This is a genomic window from Burkholderia sp. Ax-1724 (assembly GCF_011752995.1).
In the GTDB taxonomy this organism is placed as follows: Bacteria; Pseudomonadota; Gammaproteobacteria; order Burkholderiales; family Burkholderiaceae; genus Paraburkholderia.
The window spans coordinates 21,289-40,584 of record NZ_VWWL01000031.1; the positions used below are offsets into that span (position 1 = coordinate 21,289).

Genomic DNA, 19,296 nt, shown 5'->3' on the forward strand with positions numbered 1-19,296 from the left:
AATCCGTTCCGAATGATTTTTGCGACTTAATATTCGTAAGCCCTGACGTCTCTATCGGAATACATTAGCGCAGGCTATATTCACGATGCTCGGACCTTATTACCATTGGGGAATACAACTCGAAACATTTTCTTTCGTCACACCCGGCGTCGGAATTTCGATGAACTTAGCCTTTTGAATAGCCGGGTTCGTTACAGCTGCGTAGAGCGCCTTGAACGCTTGTTGCCCCATTTCTTCAGGAGCTACACAAACTGTTCCGTCTACTTCTCCGGTCTTGATTGCGTTAATCCCAAGTCGTGAACCGCCCCACCCGACGAGTTTGGCTTTCGAACCGGCAGCATGTACGGCGCGCGCGCAACCGACAACCATGTCATCTGCCTGGTTATAGAAAAGGTCAACATCCGGATGAGCGGTCAGAATGTTTTGGCAAACGGCTTCCCCGTTCTCAGCCGTCCAATCAGTAGGTTGCGACGCTACGATGCGATACTTGACACCCGCTTTATCCAGCCCTTCCTTGAAGCCCTTCGAACGCTGCCATACTTGGGGATAGCCCGGGGCGCCCTCTACGATGGCGATGTTGGCTACGCGATCCTTTGGAAGCAATTTCGCAGCGATCTGGCCCGCGTTAAAACCGGTATGAACCTCGTCGCTTGCGACGAGGGCCGAAAGCTTCGGATACACGTCCTTAATAGGACGCTTCTGAGGATCGCCTAATTCGGTGGCAACCGCTACCAGTGGAATTCCGCGGGCCGCGACACGGTCCGCCCAGCCCTGTGCGACAACGCCATCCAGGGGGAGAAACGCGATGCCATCTACCTTCTGGGAAACAAGGTCATCGATTGCGTTGGCCTGTCTTTCGACGCTGGTCTTTGGGTCAAGAACAATCGCTTTCACACCAGCAGCTTTGGCCGCGTCCTCAAACCCCTTCGCAACGGCAACATTGAACGGATACTGCAGACCCGCGGCGACGTAACCGACTGTGATTTCTTTCGCTCCCGCCACGCCCACTGAGGAAAAAAATAGTGCTGCCACCGCAAGGCCGAGAACGCGCCTCCCAAACTTGCTCATCGTCTGTCTCCAATATGGATTAATTTTGTCAAGCAGCTTGCCCGTTATTGAGCAAACTCGAGCCTACATCCTGCCTCTCCTCAGACTTGCGAGGTCTTCTGCAAAACTGTCTTGGTGACCGTGTAAGCGTCTAGTGTCGACGGACCTCCTTCACGACCGACACCGCTGTCCTTTACCCCTCCAAAAGGTGTATCTGCGTCTGGTGTGCCAAAATGATTGATCGACAACACCCCACACTCTAGCTCTCGACTGATACGTTCTGCGTCCTGCAACGAGTTGGTGAATGCATATGCTGCCAAACCGACGGAGAGGCTGTTTGCCAACGTGATGGCTTCGTCGAGGTCATTTACGGATACGCAGGCGCACAAAGGACCAAACGGTTCTGTCGTCATAGCGTCCGCGTCGACCGGAACATCTGCGAGCACGGTTGGCTCGAAAAAGTAACCGATGTTTCCGATACGATTGCCCCCAGCCGCGATTCGCGCACCTCGCTTCCTGGCGTCGTCCACGAGTGATTGCATTGCCGCCAGTCGGCGAGCGCTAGCAACGGGACCCATCTGCACGTCTTTACGGAAACCATCTCCGACTTGAACACCACTCATCGTCTCGGCGAATGCCGATACGAACTCTTGATACACGGTGTGATGAACGATAAACCGCGATGGCGATGCACAGATTTGTCCGCTAGCGTTTGTCTTTCCTCTTGCTGCAAGCCGACCAACTGCTGCGCCGTCAACACCTTCGCAGACAAGCACTGGTGCATGACCACCCAACTCCATCAGGACGGGTTTCATGGCGGCCGCCGCCAGTTGGGTCAGATGTTTGCCGACTTGAACAGAGCCGGTGAATGTCACCAGCCTGATTACAGGCGAGGCGATAAGTTTCGACGAGATCTCCGCCGGGTTTCCGAAGACGAGATTCAGAACTCCGGCCGGCAGCCCTGCGTCTTCGAAGGCCTTGACAACGAGACAGGCGGTTCCGGGGGTCTCTTCCGCTGCTTTCAAGATGACCGAGCAACCGGCCGACAAGGCTGCACTCACCTTGCGCGCAGCGGAACTGATCGGTACGTTCCACGGAGTAAAGGCCGCGACTGGACCAATTGGTTGACGCAGAATGAACTTCTGCATCTGCGCTTCGCCGGGAACGATCACTCCGTAGTCACGAAGTGACTGGGCCGCGTTCCACTCGAAGAAGTTGAGCGACCGGTCCGCTTCGGCATAGGCATCAGAATACAACTTGCCATTCTCCAAAGTGATCGCGGTAGCGATCGAATGGAGTCGCTCCCTCATCAGCGCCGTGGCTTTCTGTATGACCTTCACCCGCTGCTGCGGAGGAGTATCGCGCCACGCCAAAAACCCGCGTGAAGCGGCTGCCAAAGCACGCGTAAGATCGTCTGAAGTCGCCTTCGGAACGGGGCCCAGCACTTCTTCGGTACTCGGGTTCCTGACCTCAGTCGCAATTTGTCGGTCATAGATCCACTCGCCGTCGATATACAAGCCGATACGCGGGTATTCATGTTGCACTTCATTATCGGCAGTTTGCGGGCTTGCGGTCGACATTAAGAAATCCTCTTCGCTAGATTTGAAGCGCATCCAATGCGCTTTACAAACGCTGTTGCAACATCCGGCCATGTTCGTCGGCCATAGCGGCTGCAATGTTCGTGACAGCCACGCATTTCCCGAACGCGCCGGTCAAGCGGCAACTGTGTCTTTGATAAGTCGCCGTGGGACAGCGTCCTGTAAGATCATGTCTGCCGCCTTTACGCCGATCATGATTGAAGGGGCATTGGTATTCCCCGAAGTGAGATGCGGCATGATCGATGCGTCAGCCACGCGAAGACGCTCAACTCCGCGAACGCGCAACCGTTCGTCAACGACCGCGAGACGGTCACGCCCCATCTTGCAGGTACCGCCCTGATGGTGTGCGGAGTTACCCGTCATTTCCATCCAATAGAGAATCTGATCGTCAGTCTTAACGGCGGGACCGGGAATCTGTTCTTCAATGACGCGCGACGCCATCGGTTGCGCCGCCATAATTTCGCGGATCTTCTTGACGCCGAAGATCATGGCCCGATTGTCGTCCTCGTTCGTCAGAAAGTTGGGCTTGAATACAGCTGAGTCTGCGGGATTAGCTGAACGCAACGTCACTGCCCCAGCAGCGCGCGGGCGCAGGAGATAGACAGAAACACCCATACCAGGCTGATTGTCAACTTCGCACTCGCCACCTGGGTGGTAGGTAAACGTCATCGGCCTGAAACTGATCTGCAAATCAGCGTAGGGCTCTTCAGTACGACTCTTCACGAATGCCCCCACCTGTGAAGAACCAAGTGCCAGATAGCCTTTGTGTGTCAGCAGGTAACGAGCACCTTCAAGGTACTTTCTCAAGCCAGCGAGCTCTGTGTTGTAGGAGCTGTCGGGTGTCGATTTATAGCTTCCGTGCACGTAAAAGTGGTCCTGAAGGTTGAGCCCGACGCCCGGAGACTCCACGTGGGTAACAATCCCATGCCGCTGCAACTCCTCACCAGGTCCAACGCCGGACAGCATGAGCACTTGGGGTGAATTAAGCGAACCCGCTGACAGAATAACTTCCCTCGCTGCGGCAAACGTCCTTCTTTCTCCGTTGCAGAGAACTTCGACCCCGGTAGCAACATTGCCTTCCAATACGACTCGCTGAACCGCACAGCCAGTGAGAACGGTTAGGTTTTTTCGATTACGTACGGGCTCAACGAACGCGGTGTAAGCGGAATAGCGCTTCCCATCGCGAATGGTATGCTGCATAAAGCCAACGCCATCATGTACCGCACCATTGAAATCTTCGGTACGACGGATGCCCAGACGCGCCGCCGATTCAATGAAGTCATAGGAACTCGCCATCTTCTTTACGGGGTCGCTGACCCATAGCGGTCCAGTCGCGCCGCGATATTCGTCTGCACCGCGCTCGTTGTGTTCCATCTCCTTGAAGTATGGAAGAACGTCGTCGTAACCCCAGCCCGGATTGCCAAGGTCTCTCCAGCTGTCGAAGTCGTTCTTATGTCCACGGATGAAAATCATTCCGTTGATCGAGCTCGAACCACCCAATGTCTTACCGCGAGGCCAATACATCTTCCTGTTGCGAAGTGCGGGCATCGGGTCCGTGAAGTAGTTCCAGTTCAATTCCTTGTGGAAGTACAGCTTTGCCATGCCGGCAGGCGTGTTGATCCAAAATCGGTCAGCGGGCGGCCCGGCTTCGAGGAGTAGGACCTTGTTATCGGGGTTGTCGCTGAGACCGCGAGCGATAGGACAGCCAGCCGAGCCGGCTCCAATGATGATGTAGTCGTAAGTTTCCATGCCGATGAGCAGCGTGTCAGAAGGGTATCTCCGTTTGTTTGAAGGTTATTTCCCCCCCTATGGTTAGGTCTAGTTCGTTTTTCTGGCTACCAAGGTAAGCAACGCTAAACCTCCCTGTCCGCTCCCCTTTCGATCGGCTGCAGATGCCCGCCGTAGCGCACTTGCCCCGCCAATTGCGATTCGGCACATGATTCCAAGTACTTCTGCGTTAAGGGTAAAACCTGACCATGGCAGACCACCTTCGGAGCGCGACACCGCCGCGTCGACGTCGAACGCTGTCGTGAACGCTTCCTTTATTAAGTTTGCCAATATATCCTCGCGTTTCCTTTTTCATCTTTATCGGAGGACAGCATGGCCGAAGTATCTGCAATTGCTATTTCAGTGGCAAAGCCAGGATATGAGGAAAAGTTAGCGGAGGCACTTGAAGGGCTGCTTGCACCCACTCATCAAGAGAAGGGCATGCTTCAGTATGAGATGTATCGCGATGTAAGCGAGTCCCGTTGCTTCGTTTTCATCGAGCGGTGGGAGAACGAAGAGACGTTCAACGCCCATTGTAGCGCCCCCCACGTCTCTGCATATATCACGAAGGTCGAGGGTTGGGTCGAGAGCAACAAGATCCATGTTCTGAAGAAAGGAAAATAGCAAAGGCTTCAGACGTCGTCCACCGGCAAGGCGGATCACGAACGATCCGTCTTATCCGTTCGCACTCTCTGAATTCCTACAGCGCAATCGTCATTCTCGTGAGCCGTTTACTTAGCGTCGATCCGACTCCCGAAGCCCGTCGCCGCTCCTCTGCAAACCGGCCTGTCAGGCAAGCTTACCGTCGAGGCCATGAAATCGAACTGGACCTAACGGCGCACGAAGCAATAACCTAATTTAGAAGGAGACGCATCGCGGCTTAATTTCCAACAAAAGAGAATGTCATGAAAGAGCATCAGGCGACGCTTGTGGCTGATGGCTTCGTCTTCCTCGAAGCGCCACGGTGGCGAGACAATCGCCTTTGGGTATCAGACGTTTTTGACAACAAGCTCTATAACGTCCTCGAAGACGGTACGCGTAGTGTGGTCTGCGACGTTCCGGGGCGCCCAGCGGGAATAGGATTTCTACCGGACGACACTCCTATCGTTGTGTCCTGTGCTGAGAAGAAGTTGATGCGGGTGCATGAAGGCACCCTCTCAGTCTATGCCGACCTGACGGACATGGCATCGGGCGACCTCAACGACTTGGTTATTGATGACGTTGGCCGAGTCTACGTCGGTAACTTCGGATACGACCTCCACGGCGGTGCACCAATAGAACTCACCGAGATGCACGTCGTTCATCCCGACGGCTCGGTTCGTGTGGCCGCCACCGAACTCGAGTTTCCCAACGGGGCGGTGATCATAGATGATGGACGCACGCTTGTCGTAGCTGAAACGTGGTGTGGAAAGCTCACCGCTTATGACCGCGATCAGAACGGCGAGCTATCTAACCGACGCCTATTCGCGGATTTGGTCCACCGTCAGCCCGATGGAATCTGCGCTGACGATCGAGGAGGCATCTGGGTCGGTTGCTATAACACCGGCGAGTTCATCCGTGTTCTCGAAGGCGGCAAAATCACCGATCGCATCACGTTTGAAGGCAACGCAGTTTCGTGCGCAATCGGTGGCGATAGCGGAAGCACACTTTATTGCTGCGTGTACCTCGGTACAGGTGAACAGTTGCGAGCTCGGCAGCCTCGCAGCGCCATCTATAAGGCAGAGCTATCTGTTTAGTGCCCGGCGTTGCTAGTACAGATCTATAAATCACGATTCGCCCATCGCCTCATCCAGATGCCCGGCCGGACCTTCGACATTCAGAGTTCGTCAACGGTCGCACTATTGCGCAGTCCCGCCAGCCACTACAACGACACTCGGAATATATATTAGTTCTGGGTAAACCTTGCTTGCTTTCAAGGCGAGCAGCTTAAAGGAGATAGGAATCAATGACGACCCATCGCAAGTGGAATTATGAGGGGAAGGTTGCCTTTGTTACCGGTGCTGCAAACGGCATCGGGCAAGCTACTGCGTTAGCTTTTTCTCAAGAGGGTGCAGACGTAGTTGTCGTGGACCTTTCGGAAGATGGTGCCAAAGCGACAGTAAGGATGATCGAAGAGCAAGGCGGCCGTGCGCTTGCCGTGCGATGTGACGTTTCAAAGCCAGAAGACGTTCAGGCTGCCCTCGCAGCTGCCATTGATAAGTTCGGCCGGCTGGATTTTGCATTCAACAATGCAGGCGTCGAGCAACCGCTCGCATACACTGCTGACATCAACGATGATTCGTTTGAGCGAAATCTGCGCGTCAACCTTGGGGGAGTCTTTTATTGCATGAAGTACCAGATTCCGATCATGCTCAAAAACGGCGGTGGTGCAATCGTAAACACCTCGTCCGGGGCGGGTGTCGTCGGCATTCGAGGTCAAGCCGCCTACTGTGCCGCTAAACACGGCGTCATTGGCCTCACGAAGTCTGCCGCTCTCGAATACGCAAAGGACGGCGTGCGCGTCAATGCAGTGTGCCCTGGCATCATCGATACACCGATGATTGGCCGATTTACCCAAGGCACCGAGGAAAACCGCAAGCGGATGATCGCCCAGGAACCGATCGGTCGCTTGGGCCGGCCCGAAGAAATTGCCAACACGGTTCTCTGGCTCTGTTCTGACGTTGCCGGATTCGCAATCGGTCATGCAGTGGTGGTCGACGGTGGACAAACCGCTGGCCTCTGATAATCGGTAGATACGCGCTGCGTAGACACGAGGGCGCCGTCAGCGCTCTCGCCTTTCAACCAAACATGCGGTGCCTGACTTAGTAATCGTGGATTTCTTCACGTATACCGGAACCCACTGGCATTAGGCTCACTGTTTGATTGTTGCCCGTCGGCTCGCAAGTCATCGCCCGGCCCTCCCGTTATTCGGGTTAGCTTGCTGGCCATGTCGACTACACAAACATCGACGTTTCGTGTCGATGTTGTGCATCCACGGAACGACGTATCTCGACCACGGGTGAGCGACTTTACCGCACAGGGATCAGCGTTCGTATTTTATATTTCGATGAGGTATCGCAATGAAGACTCGAGGTTATGCCGTTCAAACGGCCAAATCTCTTCTTGAACCATACGACTTCGAACGCCGCGAACTTCGCTTCAACGATGTAGCAATCGAAATCCTATACAGCGGTGTGTGCCATTCAGATTTGCACCAAGCACGGAACGACTGGGGCTGGTCCAACTATCCGCTAGTACCCGGGCATGAAATCGTGGGACGCGTCATCGACGTTGCCCCACAAGCTAAGCGTCATAAGGTCGGGGACTATGTCGCTGTCGGCTGTATGGTTGATAGCTGCATGGTGTGTGACCAATGCCGCAAGGGGCTCGAGCAGCTTTGTCGCGAGGGGAACACGCAAACGTATTGCGGATTCGACCGGGTTACCAACGAACCCACGAAAGGTGGCTATTCGAAGCATATCGTCGTTCGCGAGGACTTTGTCCTTCGCGTTCCCGATGGACTTGATGTGTCCAAAGTCGCTCCGCTGCTCTGTGCTGGTATCACGACTTATTCACCTTTGCGCACCTGGAACATAGGGCCGGGAAGCCGCGTCGGAGTCATTGGTTTGGGCGGTCTTGGACACATGGCCGTCAAGCTTGCGTCCGCGCTGGGCGCGGTCGTGACCGTAGTGAGTCGAACGATTGACAAGGCTAGCAATGCAAAAGCACTTGGCGCGGACGCGTTCCTGCTATCGACTGATAGCGCTGCAACGGAAAAAGCCGCATCGAGTTTTGATCTTATTATCGATACCGTACCGGTTCGTCACGACTTGAATCCGTACTTGCCGCTGCTCGATGTAGACGGCACTTTGGTGCTGGTTGGTCAGGTAGGACCGCTCGACGAGCCTACCACAGTGCCACTGATTGTCGGTCGTAGACGCATTGCCGGATCGCCAATCGGAGGCATCCGCGAAACACAAGAATTGCTCGACTTTTGCGCGCGCAAAAACGTGCTACCTGACTGCGAGATGATTCGCATGGACCAAATCAATGAGGCATGGGAGCGGATGGAGCGCGCAGACGTCCGCTATCGCTTTGTGATTGACATGGCGTCTTTGGAGATGCCTGCGTAACTTCACATCAACGACGGCGTTGCGACGGCGCCAAGCTAGCCTTGGCGGCCTGTCGCCAGAACAGCAGAAGCGCTCTCGTCCAATGGTGATCACGAGCGCTTCTCCCCATACCGATGCGATTTTCCTAGGCGACTTCGGCACGCGGAGAAAACAGCCGATTATTGCTCGACTAAGACGCCATCGAGTGCCTAAGGAAGAATCCGATCCCATAACTCGACCTTGCATGAAAGCGCCGTGTCGCGATCGGGCCGTGCGGCGTGTGTCTGCACGATTGGCACGTTCCGACGTACCGCTGTCATCTCGGCCAAAATAGCAACAGCAATCTCCAGTGGCGTTTGAGCACCGATGTGGAGTCCAACAGGTGCGTGAAGGCGCTCAATCTCAGAATCGCTGAGATCAAAGAGCTTAAGACGCGCGTTGCGGCGCATACTGTTCAAGCGTGATCCGATGGCTCCGACGTAGAAAGCGTCAGACTTCAATGCCTCCAGAAGCGCCATATCGTCGAGCTTCGGGTCGTGGGTGAGCGCCACTACCGCTGTGTTGCCGTCAACTTCCAAGCGAATCAGCAAATCATCTGGCATTTCGCTGCTAACCACAACGTCAGCCACGCGCTAGGTTTTCGAGTACTCGTCACGTGGATCACAGACAATGACGCTATAGCCGAGTGGGAGCGCCATGTGCGCAATATACTCGGACAATTGTCCTGCCCCAATGAGAACGACGCGAAGCTGCGGCCCATATACCGCCTGAAGGCAGCGGCCGTCGAAAAAGGTTCGACCCGGCTTGTCGACAAGACTCAATTGGGTTATCCCCGTCAATGTGTCTACTGTTCGTATAAGTGTCTGCCCAGCACAGATGGCAGTCAACACCTCGTTAAGCTTGGAGGCCTGATTCAATGGCTCAAGCACGAGCTCAAGTGTGCCACCACAAGGTAGCCCGAATCTGTGCGCTTCCTCGGCAGACATACCGTATTTGACGGTTTTGATGCGTTGGAAGTCGAGGGCCCCTTCCTTCGCCAGTCGCGCCAGATCGTCCTCAATGCAGCCACCGGATACGGAGCCCTTTATCAAGCCGTCTGAAGGTAATGCTAGCAGCGAACCAACCGGGCGAGGCGCAGATCCCCAAGTCCTTATTACTGTTGCCAGGATGACCGACATACGACTTTGATGCGCGAAATGGCCGCTCTTAAAACCTCGACATCAACGCTATCCATAGTCTTCGTCAACTTTTATGTACATGTGCCGGTACTCGATCACCGCTCGCGAGCGGAAGGATATGGCGTTAAGCGGTCTTTGGAGATCCGGCGATGCAAACATCGACATGTCTGTCGTTACGCTCTCAATTCGCATGACCAGCGCCAACGTCCAGGCTTTGTCATCCTTTCCTGATCTCAAGGCAGCGAGACGGTCGTCCCGCTGCTCCGATGCTCGCGAGCGCTGAAGAGAAGCGATCATGGAATATGAGCGACGCATCCAATTCGCTTTGACCAGGAGACTCAGTTGCAGTGGGCGGCGGCGTCCGCTTTGCTTTGCGCGAACTGCCGCGACGCTACGTTTGCTCTTGAGGTCATAACCTTTGCCGAGGCTGCCTGCGCGTCATCGACCCAAGTACGCGGATTCTGGCGTGCAGGATTCCAACCTGCAGCTGCATATTCGGCCATCTCTTGCCGAACTTGTTCACGCGTCAAGCCCTGCGTCGCCAAAGTCTGTGCCTCAGCCAGAAGAGGCGTAGAAAGGCCGATGACCGTAAGAAGGATGGTAAGACGTCGAGTCATTGCTGATACTCCAGAAAGATTGGTAAAGGCACGCCTGACGACTTCGTTGAAAACAGACCGCCGTCAGAATGGATGTCTCCGCGCCAGATACTTGCTCCTCCTGAACCGTGCTCTTTCTAGAAGGCCGCCGCGCACGGTAGCCGGCGATTCCTGTTAGGGCATAATATAAGGGTTTTCACCTATCCGATTAAGCAGCACCGCCTACTTGGGCTTATTAGTATTGTTCATGAATGATCTGGCTTGCTTAGCTCAATTAAGTCAGGTGACGCTGCATCAACACGTGACAAGTTTGCTATCAACATCACCGGATAACGCGAGATGGCTCGGGAAAACTTAAATGACATCCTTGTATTCCTCGCGGTCGCGCGCGAGAAAAGCTTCACGCGCGCTGCGGCCAAACTTGGGGTGTCGCAATCGGCACTGAGTCATACCGTACGTGACCTTGAAGCCAGGTTGGGCGTACGTCTACTGACACGCACAACTCGAAGCGTTTCGACGACTGATGCCGGCGAAGAGTTGTTCCAGGCAGTGGCACCGCGAATCGATGAAATTGATGCCAGCGTGGCGGCTCTCGCAGACTTCAGAGATAAAGCTGCAGGTGTAGTGCGCATTACCGCAACTGACCACCCAGTCGACACGGTCATTTGGCCCAAGCTGCGGCGACTCCTACCTTCGTACCCCGACATCAAGGTTGAGGTTACTGTCGACTATGGCCTTTCCAACATCGTCGAAGAACGTTACGACATAGGCGTACGATTCGGAAACCAAGTGGCAAAGGACATGATTGCGGTTCGCATCAGCCCCGACATTCCGATGGCCATCATCGGCGCTCCTTCATATTTTCAGAACAGGGAGGTTCCAAAGACACCCGAGGACCTTCTGAATCATGAATGTATAACGTTACGCATGACTACCACCAAAGCGCTATACGCGTGGGAACTGAAGAAGGGAAAGCGCGAAACGCAGGCGCGCGTCGGAGGACAGCTTACGTTCAATACTCAGCCACAAATGGTTAGAGCGGCTCTGGATGGATTCGGCCTGGCATTCATCCCGGAAGACGCTGTGATTGAACATATCCAAAAGGGCGAACTCCGCAGCGTTCTGACGGATTGGTGCCCAGTTTGGCCCGGATATCACGCTTACTACCCCAGCCGGCGCCAAATCTCGCGAGCCTTCAAACTCGTCATCGATGCCTTGAAGCACCGTTCATAGGCAGAGTAAAAAGCGCCCTTTCCACGTCATGGGCCAGACCGTACGCGCCTCACACACTTGGCTATTGAACACACTCGATCGAGACTTCAACTGACCCCGGCACGTTGAAGGCTGCAGCTCCAGAGTCAACGTGCCCGACTTTGATGATGCCCGGAGACGGAATCTTCTCCCCGTCCTGGCGATAATAAAATCATCCATCGACACCCGAGTCGGAAGAAGCGCCGCGAACTCGCGCGCGGTCGGGTTATCGACTAACGTCGCCGGAAGTTCCTTTCCCGCGACCTTGACTTTGATCTTCATCGGGCCGGATGCGCCCGCACTGCAGGAAGATGCCTGCGCCGAAATGCTCTGCGCCTCACCTTCCGCAGCACTTGTTCTTGCGAAGATAAGAGATAGCATGGCTACAAGCAAAAGCCCTCTCGTGAATTCTCGAACGGACATGCGGGCTCCTAGCGACATACCGAGTGATGATAGTTACTCGAAATGGAAGTGGACCCGCATTCACAATTCGGCTCGGCTGGGCGCATCAGTGTGTCGAACGACGGCCGTCGACGAAGCATCGGTGACGCGGGCAATAGACGAAGCGCGTCCGAGCAAACAGTGACCGGGGCGCCCTCCTGCCGCACCAGCTGTCTTGATCTCCTCGGCAAGAGGGACGCCGAATATCTTGCCCGTCAATTTGGTGCGCCTGCATGACGTAATCTAACTTCCGAAGGTGACGCAGAACTAGGTGGTGAATGCTGATAGGGCCTATTACTCTGGCTCATCAGTTGACCGGGAACCCTCGAAGGCGCGCACCATCACCACAGGGGCAAGAGCCGTACTGGACAGCACCTCCCCAGCAAAGTTGCACCCCGTAAGACGCTGAGTGCGGACCCGGCAAACGGGAGACCAGCGGGGTCGACTAGGGCTTGTACCAATTGATTACGAAGACTCATGAGTCCAATGACCCAACGCGGGTTTATCTCACCAGATGAAGTAGCTAAACTGCTCGCATTCGGTTCAGCAGTAGGTTGCTGCCGGTTGTAACGAAAACATCACCCCTCTTTTCGAGGTCAAATTCGACCTCGATACCCGATTCTCGCAATCCGTGTAAGCGCGCGTAGGCAACTGCGTATGCGTTCGTTTTCCATTCCCGGCGCTACATCGACTGCCAATCCGATTGGCCGGTCGTGCATTCCTGTTGTCCGGCGCGCCCTCGGTAGGCGAGAGCAAGGGGGACAAACTAGAGAAGGAAGTTCAATGTCTACCTTGATAAATCAGGCCGCTGCCTCAAGACGCCAGGTATGGGGTGCGGTAGCATCGACGGCGATGTGCGCTGCGATGCTGATCGCTTCTGAGTTTATGCCCGTGAGTCTGCTAACGCCCATCGCTTCAGACCTGCGTGCGTCCGTCGGTATGGCCGGTCAAGCTATCTCGATCTCCGGCCTCTTCGCCGTGGTAACGAGCCTTCTAATTCCATCGGTAACCGGTCGCTTTAACCGCCGCTACGTTCTGGCCTCTCTCGCGGCACTCATGTTGGTGTCGCTTATCCTTATCGCCGAAGCTGGCAGCTTTGCGACCCTGATGGTTGCCAGAGCCCTTCTCGGGGTAGCCGTGGGCGGCTTTTGGTCTCTAGCGACCGCCACCATCATGCAGCTCGTTTCAGAAGAATCTGTGCCCAAGGCCTTGGGGGGCCTGTACACCGGCAATGCTGTTGCGACGGCGTTTGCCGCGCCGATTGGTAGCTATCTGGGAAGCATTATCGGCTGGCGAGGCGTTTTCTGGGCGCTGGTTCCGATCGTTGTCGTAAATTTTGTGCTGTTGTTGATCACGGTTCCATCGATGCCGGATCGAACGCAGCAACCTAGCGGCAACGTTTTGTCTCTGCTCCGGCGGTCACACGTAGCCTTCGCGATGCTGGCTGTAATGCTGACATTTGGCGGTGCTTTTGCTGTCTTCACATATTTCCGGCCGTTTTTTGAAACTTACACTCATGTGGGCGTATCGGCACTGTCTCTCCTCCTACTTGGGATGGGTTTAGCTGGCTTCGCAGGCACGTATGGTGCCAGCGCAGTCATGAATAAGCGTCTCTACGAGCTTATGATGTGGCTGCCGGTGGCGCTGGCTGGCGTGACGCTCGCACTGCTTCCCGTTGGCCACAACCTGGAGGCAGTCGCAGTATTAGTGATTGCGTGGGGCGCGATAAACGCGGCAATACCGGTCGCCTGGTCAACGTGGCTGTCAAAGGCCGTAAAGGACAAGCCGGAAAGCGGCGGCGGACTGATGGTCGCCTCGATCCAGCTGTCGATTATGCTCGGTGCTGAGCTCGGTGGCACGCTACTCGACCGCTTCTCCGTTGGTGCGGCATTCCTTGGCGGCGCCGCTCTCCTGATCCTTTCCGCAATCGTTATCGGTGGCGGCAAACGAGTCCAGTCCGACGCGTGAAGACATAAAGGTACGCTACTTTGCACCCCCGAACCACGGATTAGACGAACAGAGTCGCTTCATCACCACGACGAACTTATCGATCCACATTCCCTCGAGTTGAAAGGCGTTGCCTGAGGTTGAACGGCGTTGCCTCAACGTTACTGATGTGGATCCGTCGGCAGATGCTAGCTTCAGCTTCCGAGCAGAGCGACGAGTGCCACGCCGGCCTACGCCGCGCGGTTCATATATCCAAGATTAGTACCCGGTGGCATACAACCTGAACAGTGCGTTTCACTGTTGACTGTTCGACCCGACGTGCAGCCGATGATCAACAGAGTAAGATTGCCGTCTTCAGAATGGTCTTTTCGTCGATCGTCAGCCGCCCGATTCCAGCACTAAGTCTTATCGACCCGATAGTGATTCAACTTGTCTTCGTCGATTTCGACACCAATGCCGGCTCGTGACGAGGGCCCAAGATGACCATTGCGAACGACCAACGGATCAGTGAGAATGTGATCGGTGATGACATTAAAATAATCCAATTCTCCCGGCTCTTTAGCTAGTTGAGGATACGCAGAACCAAACGCTACGGACGCCGCCGCTCCGATCATGCTGTCCGCCTGGGATCCGATAAGCGTACGCGCGCCTAAAGCACTAGCAAGTGCCACCAGCTTGGCAGACTCTGTAAAACCTGTACGCGTCGTCTTAATGCTTAGCGCTCTCGCTGACCCCGACGTCAGTTCGCGGGCAGCGGTGTTCAAGGTCGGCGCGCTTTCATCGGCCATAATTGAAATTGGAACATGTTGAGCAAGTCGCTGCCGACCCATCCAGTCCTCCGCAGGGCTCGGCTCTTCGACCAGATCTACGTTATAATCTCCCATCGCCATCAGTGCTCGAATCGCAACTTCGGCGCTCCAACCATGATTGGCATCAAGATAAATGCTTGCGTCATCGCCAACCGCTCTACGAACGGCTGCCACGCGAGCCACGTCATCGCGCACTTCGCCACCGACCTTTATCTTGAAGGAACTAATGCCGTGCTGACTTGCCGCTTGTGCGGCTTCCTCCCCGGCTTCTTCAGGCCCTCCCATGGTAAGTATGCGCGTGACCCGCATTGGAGCACCGCTTCCGCCAAGTAGTCGCCAAGAAGGCTGTCCCGCAATTTTTCCCCTTAGATCATGCAAGGCAATGTCAATTGCCCCGCGAGCGGTGTTATTTGCAGGGACCCAAGAGATTTTCGCGTAATTTTCTTCGACTGCAAACGGATCAGCGCCGATGAGCGCAGGTTCAAACCAGAGACGAATCGCCTCAACAATTGACGCTTGCGATTCCCCGTACACAAACGAGCGAACGACCGCCTCCGAGACACCGCAAACTCCCTCGTCTGTTTTTACTCGTACTAAAACGTGCTCCGCACTATTCAGTGTTCCCGAAGCAGCGGCAATAGGATGGTGATATGCGATGGTGAAAGGCACCACTTCTATCGATGTAATCTTCAAACGTATTCTCCTCGTGTAAATTCCGACACGATCGCTATGATTGCTTTAGTCTCCGATGGCGTCTCCCATCAGAACCATCAATCGACGCGTCAGATGCATGCAGCCGACACCGCAGCGCGTTAGTCAGAGCTTAGTTCCTGAAATTGACTTGCCAAACAACGCTTCTTAAAATTGATGTCGAATACCTACCATGGCTCCAGTGACACTATCGTTTCCGAACGAACTACCCGAATATCCTGGGTTCGAATTTAAAGCCACCCAAGCCCCCGTCAGATGCGTGTAATCGGCTTCGATGTACACATCTGTCCGTTTGCTTAGGAAGTAATCGACCATAGCGTAAGCAGTCACGCGCCGCCCAGAAACATCCGTATGTTCAAGCCAATCATAGTGAACAGAGCCGATTAGACTAAGGCTGGGACTCAATTGGTAGTTCGCGCCAGCAAAGACGGTGTCGTTCGTGTAGTCAGCCACGTCCATCCGGCTATGAAAATAGCCCAAGTAGAGGTTCGCTCGGCTCAGTTGATACGATGCGCCTAACCCGAGGACAGATTGCTTGCTTGCCTCTGCGGCTGGTACTACGTTGAAATAGGAGGACGTCACATCATGGGTCACCTGATAAGTGGCACCTATCATCAACCCGCCAGTCGCGTATAGCAGGCCCAAGCCATCCGCCGATCCGACCGTAAAGCCCGCAGGCGAGTTGCCAAACGAATGCGCGGCGGATACGGTTACGCCATCGAAGCTCTTGACGTATTTCAGGGTGTTGTCGAACCGAAGTCCATCATAAGGCGGGCTTTCGAAGCCGAGTATTTCCTGCCCCGTGAAGCCCAATGCTTCGAAGTGGTACATCACGTCATGAGCGATCGTGTACTGGCGGCCAAGCATCAACGTGCCGTAGTTCCCGCTCAAACCAACATACGCCTGTCTTCCGAACAAGCGCCCACCTTGCTCAGACGCGCCACTGCTCGGCGCAAATCCCGATTCGAGGACAAAAATTGCTTTATTGCCGCCGCCGAGATCCTCCTTCCCTTGAAGTCCCCATCGGTTGCCATAGATCGCTCCGTCCGTCATCTCCACCACATGGTTACCAGCAGCATTTGCATTGGTTGCGAACCGAACAGCAGTATCTATAACTCCGTATAACGTGACACTCGTTTGAGCCTGTGCGGTCCCCACACCCAGTCCCGTTAACAGAAAAGCAATTCCAGCTCTTTTCATATTCATGATTTTTTACGTATTTTTGCGCTTTTTAAGTTGAAAATCTAGAGCGCCCAATCGTTTTACATTGATCGCGCGCACACCACGTCGACCTTATGCAAAGCTCACCGCGTGAATTTATTAGCTGCTTTTCCCAATGATGAAACAGACGTGCTTTCAATTGAATCTACTGAATCACGCAAACGGATGCCCTTGGTTTCAGGAGTAAAAAACAGGGTTATAAATGCAAGCAACGATACCGCCATTAGCAAAAGCGTCGGAGACAGTGAAGAGCCGGTTTCTGCCACAAGCAACGTGGAAACAAAGGGAGCAAACCCTCCAAATAAGGCGAAGCTAAGGTTGTATGCAATCGCATGCCCCGTTTGCCGCATCGAAGTTGGAAACAGCTCTACCGTCACGGCGAAATTGGCGCCCGCATAAACAGCGACTCCGATTGCCAGCAGAGTCTGGCCCAAAAATGCGCCGGCGACGGTACCCGTTGAGGCAACTAAGAACGCCGGGTAAGTGGTGATTAAAAACCAGATGGCACCGGCGAAGAGAACTGGCTTGCGCCCGTATCTATCTGCGAAGTGCCCGCAGACGGGAAGTAGAACTGCTAACAGAGTCAGCGTGGCGGCATTGGTCAATAGCGCTGCACCAACGCTGATCTTTACAACTTGCAGCAAATAGCTGTACATGTACCCTTGCATCATGTAAGCACCAGTTGCTTGGAGTGCTACAAGCAAAATAACATTTACAAGCGACTTCTTGCTCGCCACAGATAGAATAGGGTTTTCCTGTTTACCCGCATGCGCCTGCGAGTACTCTTCAGGATCGCTCAAATTGCGACGCAGCCATATGCCAATCCCCCCCAACAAGCCACCGACTAAAAAGGGGATGCGCCATCCGTAGGCGATGTAATCCTCTCCCCCCATCTTAGCTTGCAGCCCGAAAATGATGAGGGCGGCGATGGCGCTGGGCACAAAACCAAAAGCTCCAATCACAGCTGTCCAAACCGCGCGGCGATCCCGAGGCGCGCATTCAAGTATGTAACTAAGGCAGCCGCTAGTTTCACCGCCGGCGCAGCTTCCTTGCACGAGGCGCAGAACAACCAACAGAGCCGGTGCTGCTATCCCAATCGCCTGAGTAGTAGGCAACAATCCTGTCAGCAAAGTGGAAGCGCCCATTGCGAGCACCGTCCAACTCAATATCCTGATCCGTCCATAGCGATCGCCCAAATATCCGAAAAGCGCACCGCCAATCGGTCTCGCAAGAAATGCGACGCCGAATACGGCGAAGGTACTGAGCATCGCCGCTGTCCGATTTGAACTTGGAAAGAAGTTTGCAGCGATCGCAGGAGCAGACAGCCCGTACACGAGAAAGTCGTACCATTCAACAAGCGCGCCGAAGCCACCGCCGATAAGACGGCGAGAATTGATGTTGGACATGCGCCTCCTTTAATTTGCACCGACACAGATGGGTGTCGCCGCTATGTAGTTATTGGCTCAATCGAGAAACGATGAACTCACTGAAACTATGCAGCGAGCATCTTCTCGAGGGAGCGCTTACTTTGCATCGCGAGATTGGAGGGTGTCCAGACGATTTAACTTACCGCAGCGTAACCGCCGCTGACTTCTGCGATTTCCGTCCCATTTTCAGAGGGCCGCATCATCCACATGGATCGCACCGTGGTAAGCAATGCTTTCTTTACGAGAAGTAAATCCGACTCGACGCATCGCTCGCGCCTGTACAGAATTATGAGAATGCAGCGCCCCTCATAAAGCACGCCTCACGCGTGCGTCTTCCGAACAGTCCCAAAGCCGCGATCTAGCTGGGTCCTGGAGCGTGTTAGGCACTATTCGTAAAGTTTGCGAAATGAACCAGCATCAGTATGGAGTCGACCATAAAGTGCAGTCCGGCAAGGGTCTCAGACAAGCGCTCGTAGTCTCGAGCAAGCAGCCTAAAGCGGCTCAGCCAGCCGAAGCTGCGCTCCAATACCCAGCGACGTGGCAACAGTACGAAACATTTCGTTGCCTTCGCCAACCTGATTGCCTGAAGCGAGATTCTCTCATCAAGCGCTGCCTGCGCCCGCTGCTAGCCGGTCTATCTCCGGTCGACAGATGCCACCTTAGCCGTTTGGCCCGTGGCCAGCTAGACCTAACGCGGCAGTTCCTCAACTTACGCGCGCTGCCGATCATCGGCCGGCGTCACATGCACAGCAAACAACTGTCCCACGCCATCAACTGCCATGTGAACTTTGCTGTCGTGTTTGCCCTTATAACTGTCGTAACCCGCGCGAGAGCCACTCTCGCCGATCGACTGCAGCGTGTGCCCATCGAAAATGACGGTGCTCGGTTGGCCACGGCGTTCCTGGCCGCCCGGGTTGATCGAACGCAGGTCGTCCACCGTGGCCTCGAAACAACCCGCTTGAATCGAGCGTTGCGTTTGCTGGTAGACCAGTTCCCAAGGTGGAATTCATTGGGCAACAAACGCCGGTTTGCACGAGCGCGCACGATCCATCCCAGCGCGTTGAACATTTCTCGCAATTTGTATCGGCGCTGCGAAGCTTCTTTGTTCGTCAACGTCAGGCATGGAGCGCCAAACTGCCATTCGTCACCCGATACATCCGTTGGCTATGGCTTCCGTTGGCTCATCCTGCCGGATACCAGGTCCAACCGAAA

16 protein-coding genes and 1 pseudogene are annotated in these 19,296 nt (G+C 54.8%); 6 read left to right on the top strand and 11 right to left on the bottom strand.

Annotation, left to right across the window (positions count from 1 at the left end; translation table 11 throughout):
• Positions 1-99 precede the first annotated feature (99 nt).
• The 3 genes from F3J19_RS28880 to F3J19_RS28890 all read right to left on the bottom strand — a co-directional run bounded on the left by F3J19_RS28880 (position 100) and on the right by F3J19_RS28890 (position 4,394).
• Positions 100-1,068: a sugar ABC transporter substrate-binding protein gene (locus F3J19_RS28880; protein ID WP_167049303.1), complete on the bottom strand. Its 969-nt coding sequence runs from the start codon at positions 1,066-1,068 to the stop codon at positions 100-102.
• 80 nt (positions 1,069-1,148) lie between these two features.
• Positions 1,149-2,660, bottom strand: a complete 1,512-nt coding sequence (locus F3J19_RS28885) for an NAD-dependent succinate-semialdehyde dehydrogenase (protein ID WP_240159320.1) — start codon at positions 2,658-2,660, stop codon at positions 1,149-1,151.
• 99 nt (positions 2,661-2,759) lie between these two features.
• Entirely contained in the window at positions 2,760-4,394 is a 1,635-nt protein-coding gene (locus tag F3J19_RS28890; RefSeq protein ID WP_167049305.1) for a GMC family oxidoreductase N-terminal domain-containing protein, read from the bottom strand.
• 351 nt (positions 4,395-4,745) lie between these two features.
• Here F3J19_RS28890 and F3J19_RS28895 point away from each other — a divergent pair, with 351 nt between their 5' ends.
• The 4 genes from F3J19_RS28895 to F3J19_RS28910 all read left to right on the top strand — a co-directional run bounded on the left by F3J19_RS28895 (position 4,746) and on the right by F3J19_RS28910 (position 8,524).
• Positions 4,746-5,036, top strand: coding sequence for a putative quinol monooxygenase (locus tag F3J19_RS28895; RefSeq protein WP_167049307.1), 291 nt, complete (start codon positions 4,746-4,748; stop codon positions 5,034-5,036).
• Positions 5,037-5,317: 281 nt separating this feature from the next.
• The gene (locus F3J19_RS28900) at positions 5,318-6,148 is read left to right on the top strand and encodes an SMP-30/gluconolactonase/LRE family protein (RefSeq protein WP_167049309.1); all 831 of its coding nucleotides are present in this window, start codon (positions 5,318-5,320) and stop codon (positions 6,146-6,148) included.
• Between the two features lie 209 nt (positions 6,149-6,357).
• Complete coding sequence (locus F3J19_RS28905; protein WP_167049311.1) at positions 6,358-7,134, top strand: SDR family oxidoreductase; 777 nt, start codon at positions 6,358-6,360, stop codon at positions 7,132-7,134.
• Positions 7,135-7,471: 337 nt separating this feature from the next.
• Positions 7,472-8,524: an NAD(P)-dependent alcohol dehydrogenase gene (locus F3J19_RS28910; RefSeq protein ID WP_167049313.1), complete on the top strand. Its 1,053-nt coding sequence runs from the start codon at positions 7,472-7,474 to the stop codon at positions 8,522-8,524.
• Between the two features lie 188 nt (positions 8,525-8,712).
• On the opposite strand, the gene F3J19_RS32870 is transcribed toward F3J19_RS28910, so the two are convergent.
• The 3 genes from F3J19_RS32870 to F3J19_RS28920 all read right to left on the bottom strand — a co-directional run bounded on the left by F3J19_RS32870 (position 8,713) and on the right by F3J19_RS28920 (position 10,298).
• Complete coding sequence (locus tag F3J19_RS32870; protein ID WP_345891075.1) at positions 8,713-9,132, bottom strand: XdhC family protein; 420 nt, start codon at positions 9,130-9,132, stop codon at positions 8,713-8,715.
• Between the two features lie 3 nt (positions 9,133-9,135).
• Positions 9,136-9,681 (bottom strand): XdhC family protein, encoded by a 546-nt coding sequence (locus F3J19_RS32875; RefSeq protein WP_240159322.1) that lies wholly within the window; start codon positions 9,679-9,681, stop codon positions 9,136-9,138.
• A 338-nt stretch (positions 9,682-10,019) separates the two neighbouring features.
• Complete coding sequence (locus F3J19_RS28920; protein ID WP_167049315.1) at positions 10,020-10,298, bottom strand: DUF4148 domain-containing protein; 279 nt, start codon at positions 10,296-10,298, stop codon at positions 10,020-10,022.
• A 318-nt stretch (positions 10,299-10,616) separates the two neighbouring features.
• Here F3J19_RS28920 and F3J19_RS28925 point away from each other — a divergent pair, with 318 nt between their 5' ends.
• A complete protein-coding gene (locus tag F3J19_RS28925; RefSeq protein ID WP_167049317.1) occupies positions 10,617-11,510 on the top strand; it encodes a LysR family transcriptional regulator in 894 nt (297 codons plus the stop codon).
• Here the strand turns inward: F3J19_RS28925 and F3J19_RS28930 are convergent.
• Complete coding sequence (locus F3J19_RS28930; RefSeq protein WP_240159324.1) at positions 11,505-11,951, bottom strand: cyclophilin-like fold protein; 447 nt, start codon at positions 11,949-11,951, stop codon at positions 11,505-11,507. The two genes, F3J19_RS28925 and F3J19_RS28930, sit on opposite strands and share 6 nt — an antisense overlap.
• A gap of 801 nt (positions 11,952-12,752) precedes the next feature.
• On the opposite strand from F3J19_RS28930, the gene F3J19_RS28935 reads away from it, so the two are divergent.
• Positions 12,753-13,937: an MFS transporter gene (locus F3J19_RS28935; RefSeq protein WP_167049319.1), complete on the top strand. Its 1,185-nt coding sequence runs from the start codon at positions 12,753-12,755 to the stop codon at positions 13,935-13,937.
• Positions 13,938-14,314: 377 nt separating this feature from the next.
• Here the strand turns inward: F3J19_RS28935 and F3J19_RS28940 are convergent, their stop codons facing one another.
• The 4 genes and pseudogenes from F3J19_RS28940 to F3J19_RS28955 all read right to left on the bottom strand — a co-directional run bounded on the left by F3J19_RS28940 (position 14,315) and on the right by F3J19_RS28955 (position 19,203).
• The gene (locus tag F3J19_RS28940) at positions 14,315-15,418 is read right to left on the bottom strand and encodes a mandelate racemase/muconate lactonizing enzyme family protein (protein ID WP_167049321.1); all 1,104 of its coding nucleotides are present in this window, start codon (positions 15,416-15,418) and stop codon (positions 14,315-14,317) included.
• 165 nt (positions 15,419-15,583) lie between these two features.
• The gene (locus F3J19_RS28945; RefSeq protein WP_240159326.1) at positions 15,584-16,642 is read right to left on the bottom strand and encodes a porin; all 1,059 of its coding nucleotides are present in this window, start codon (positions 16,640-16,642) and stop codon (positions 15,584-15,586) included.
• A gap of 98 nt (positions 16,643-16,740) precedes the next feature.
• The gene (locus tag F3J19_RS28950) at positions 16,741-18,063 is read right to left on the bottom strand and encodes an MFS transporter (RefSeq protein WP_167049323.1); all 1,323 of its coding nucleotides are present in this window, start codon (positions 18,061-18,063) and stop codon (positions 16,741-16,743) included.
• A 400-nt stretch (positions 18,064-18,463) separates the two neighbouring features.
• Positions 18,464-19,203 (bottom strand): annotated as a pseudogene (locus F3J19_RS28955) (transposase).
• Positions 19,204-19,296 lie beyond the last annotated feature (93 nt).

Excerpts from the sequence above, each read along its gene's own strand:
- F3J19_RS28910 (WP_167049313.1), top strand. The coding sequence starts at position 7,472 with ATGAAGACTCGAGGTTATGCCGTTCAAACGGCCAAATCTCTTCTTGAA.
- F3J19_RS28925 (WP_167049317.1), top strand. The coding sequence starts at position 10,617 with ATGGCTCGGGAAAACTTAAATGACATCCTTGTATTCCTCGCGGTCGCG.
- F3J19_RS28930 (WP_240159324.1), bottom strand. The coding sequence starts at position 11,951 with ATGTCCGTTCGAGAATTCACGAGAGGGCTTTTGCTTGTAGCCATGCTA.
- F3J19_RS28895 (WP_167049307.1), top strand. The coding sequence starts at position 4,746 with ATGGCCGAAGTATCTGCAATTGCTATTTCAGTGGCAAAGCCAGGATAT.
- F3J19_RS28880 (WP_167049303.1), bottom strand. The coding sequence starts at position 1,068 with ATGAGCAAGTTTGGGAGGCGCGTTCTCGGCCTTGCGGTGGCAGCACTA.
- F3J19_RS28945 (WP_240159326.1), bottom strand. The coding sequence starts at position 16,642 with ATGAATATGAAAAGAGCTGGAATTGCTTTTCTGTTAACGGGACTGGGT.
- F3J19_RS28905 (WP_167049311.1), top strand. The coding sequence starts at position 6,358 with ATGACGACCCATCGCAAGTGGAATTATGAGGGGAAGGTTGCCTTTGTT.
- F3J19_RS28950 (WP_167049323.1), bottom strand. The coding sequence starts at position 18,063 with ATGTCCAACATCAATTCTCGCCGTCTTATCGGCGGTGGCTTCGGCGCG.
- F3J19_RS32875 (WP_240159322.1), bottom strand. The coding sequence starts at position 9,681 with ATGTCGGTCATCCTGGCAACAGTAATAAGGACTTGGGGATCTGCGCCT.
- F3J19_RS28900 (WP_167049309.1), top strand. The coding sequence starts at position 5,318 with ATGAAAGAGCATCAGGCGACGCTTGTGGCTGATGGCTTCGTCTTCCTC.
- F3J19_RS28935 (WP_167049319.1), top strand. The coding sequence starts at position 12,753 with ATGTCTACCTTGATAAATCAGGCCGCTGCCTCAAGACGCCAGGTATGG.
- F3J19_RS28885 (WP_240159320.1), bottom strand. The coding sequence starts at position 2,660 with ATGCGCTTCAAATCTAGCGAAGAGGATTTCTTAATGTCGACCGCAAGC.
- F3J19_RS28890 (WP_167049305.1), bottom strand. The coding sequence starts at position 4,394 with ATGGAAACTTACGACTACATCATCATTGGAGCCGGCTCGGCTGGCTGT.
- F3J19_RS28920 (WP_167049315.1), bottom strand. The coding sequence starts at position 10,298 with ATGACTCGACGTCTTACCATCCTTCTTACGGTCATCGGCCTTTCTACG.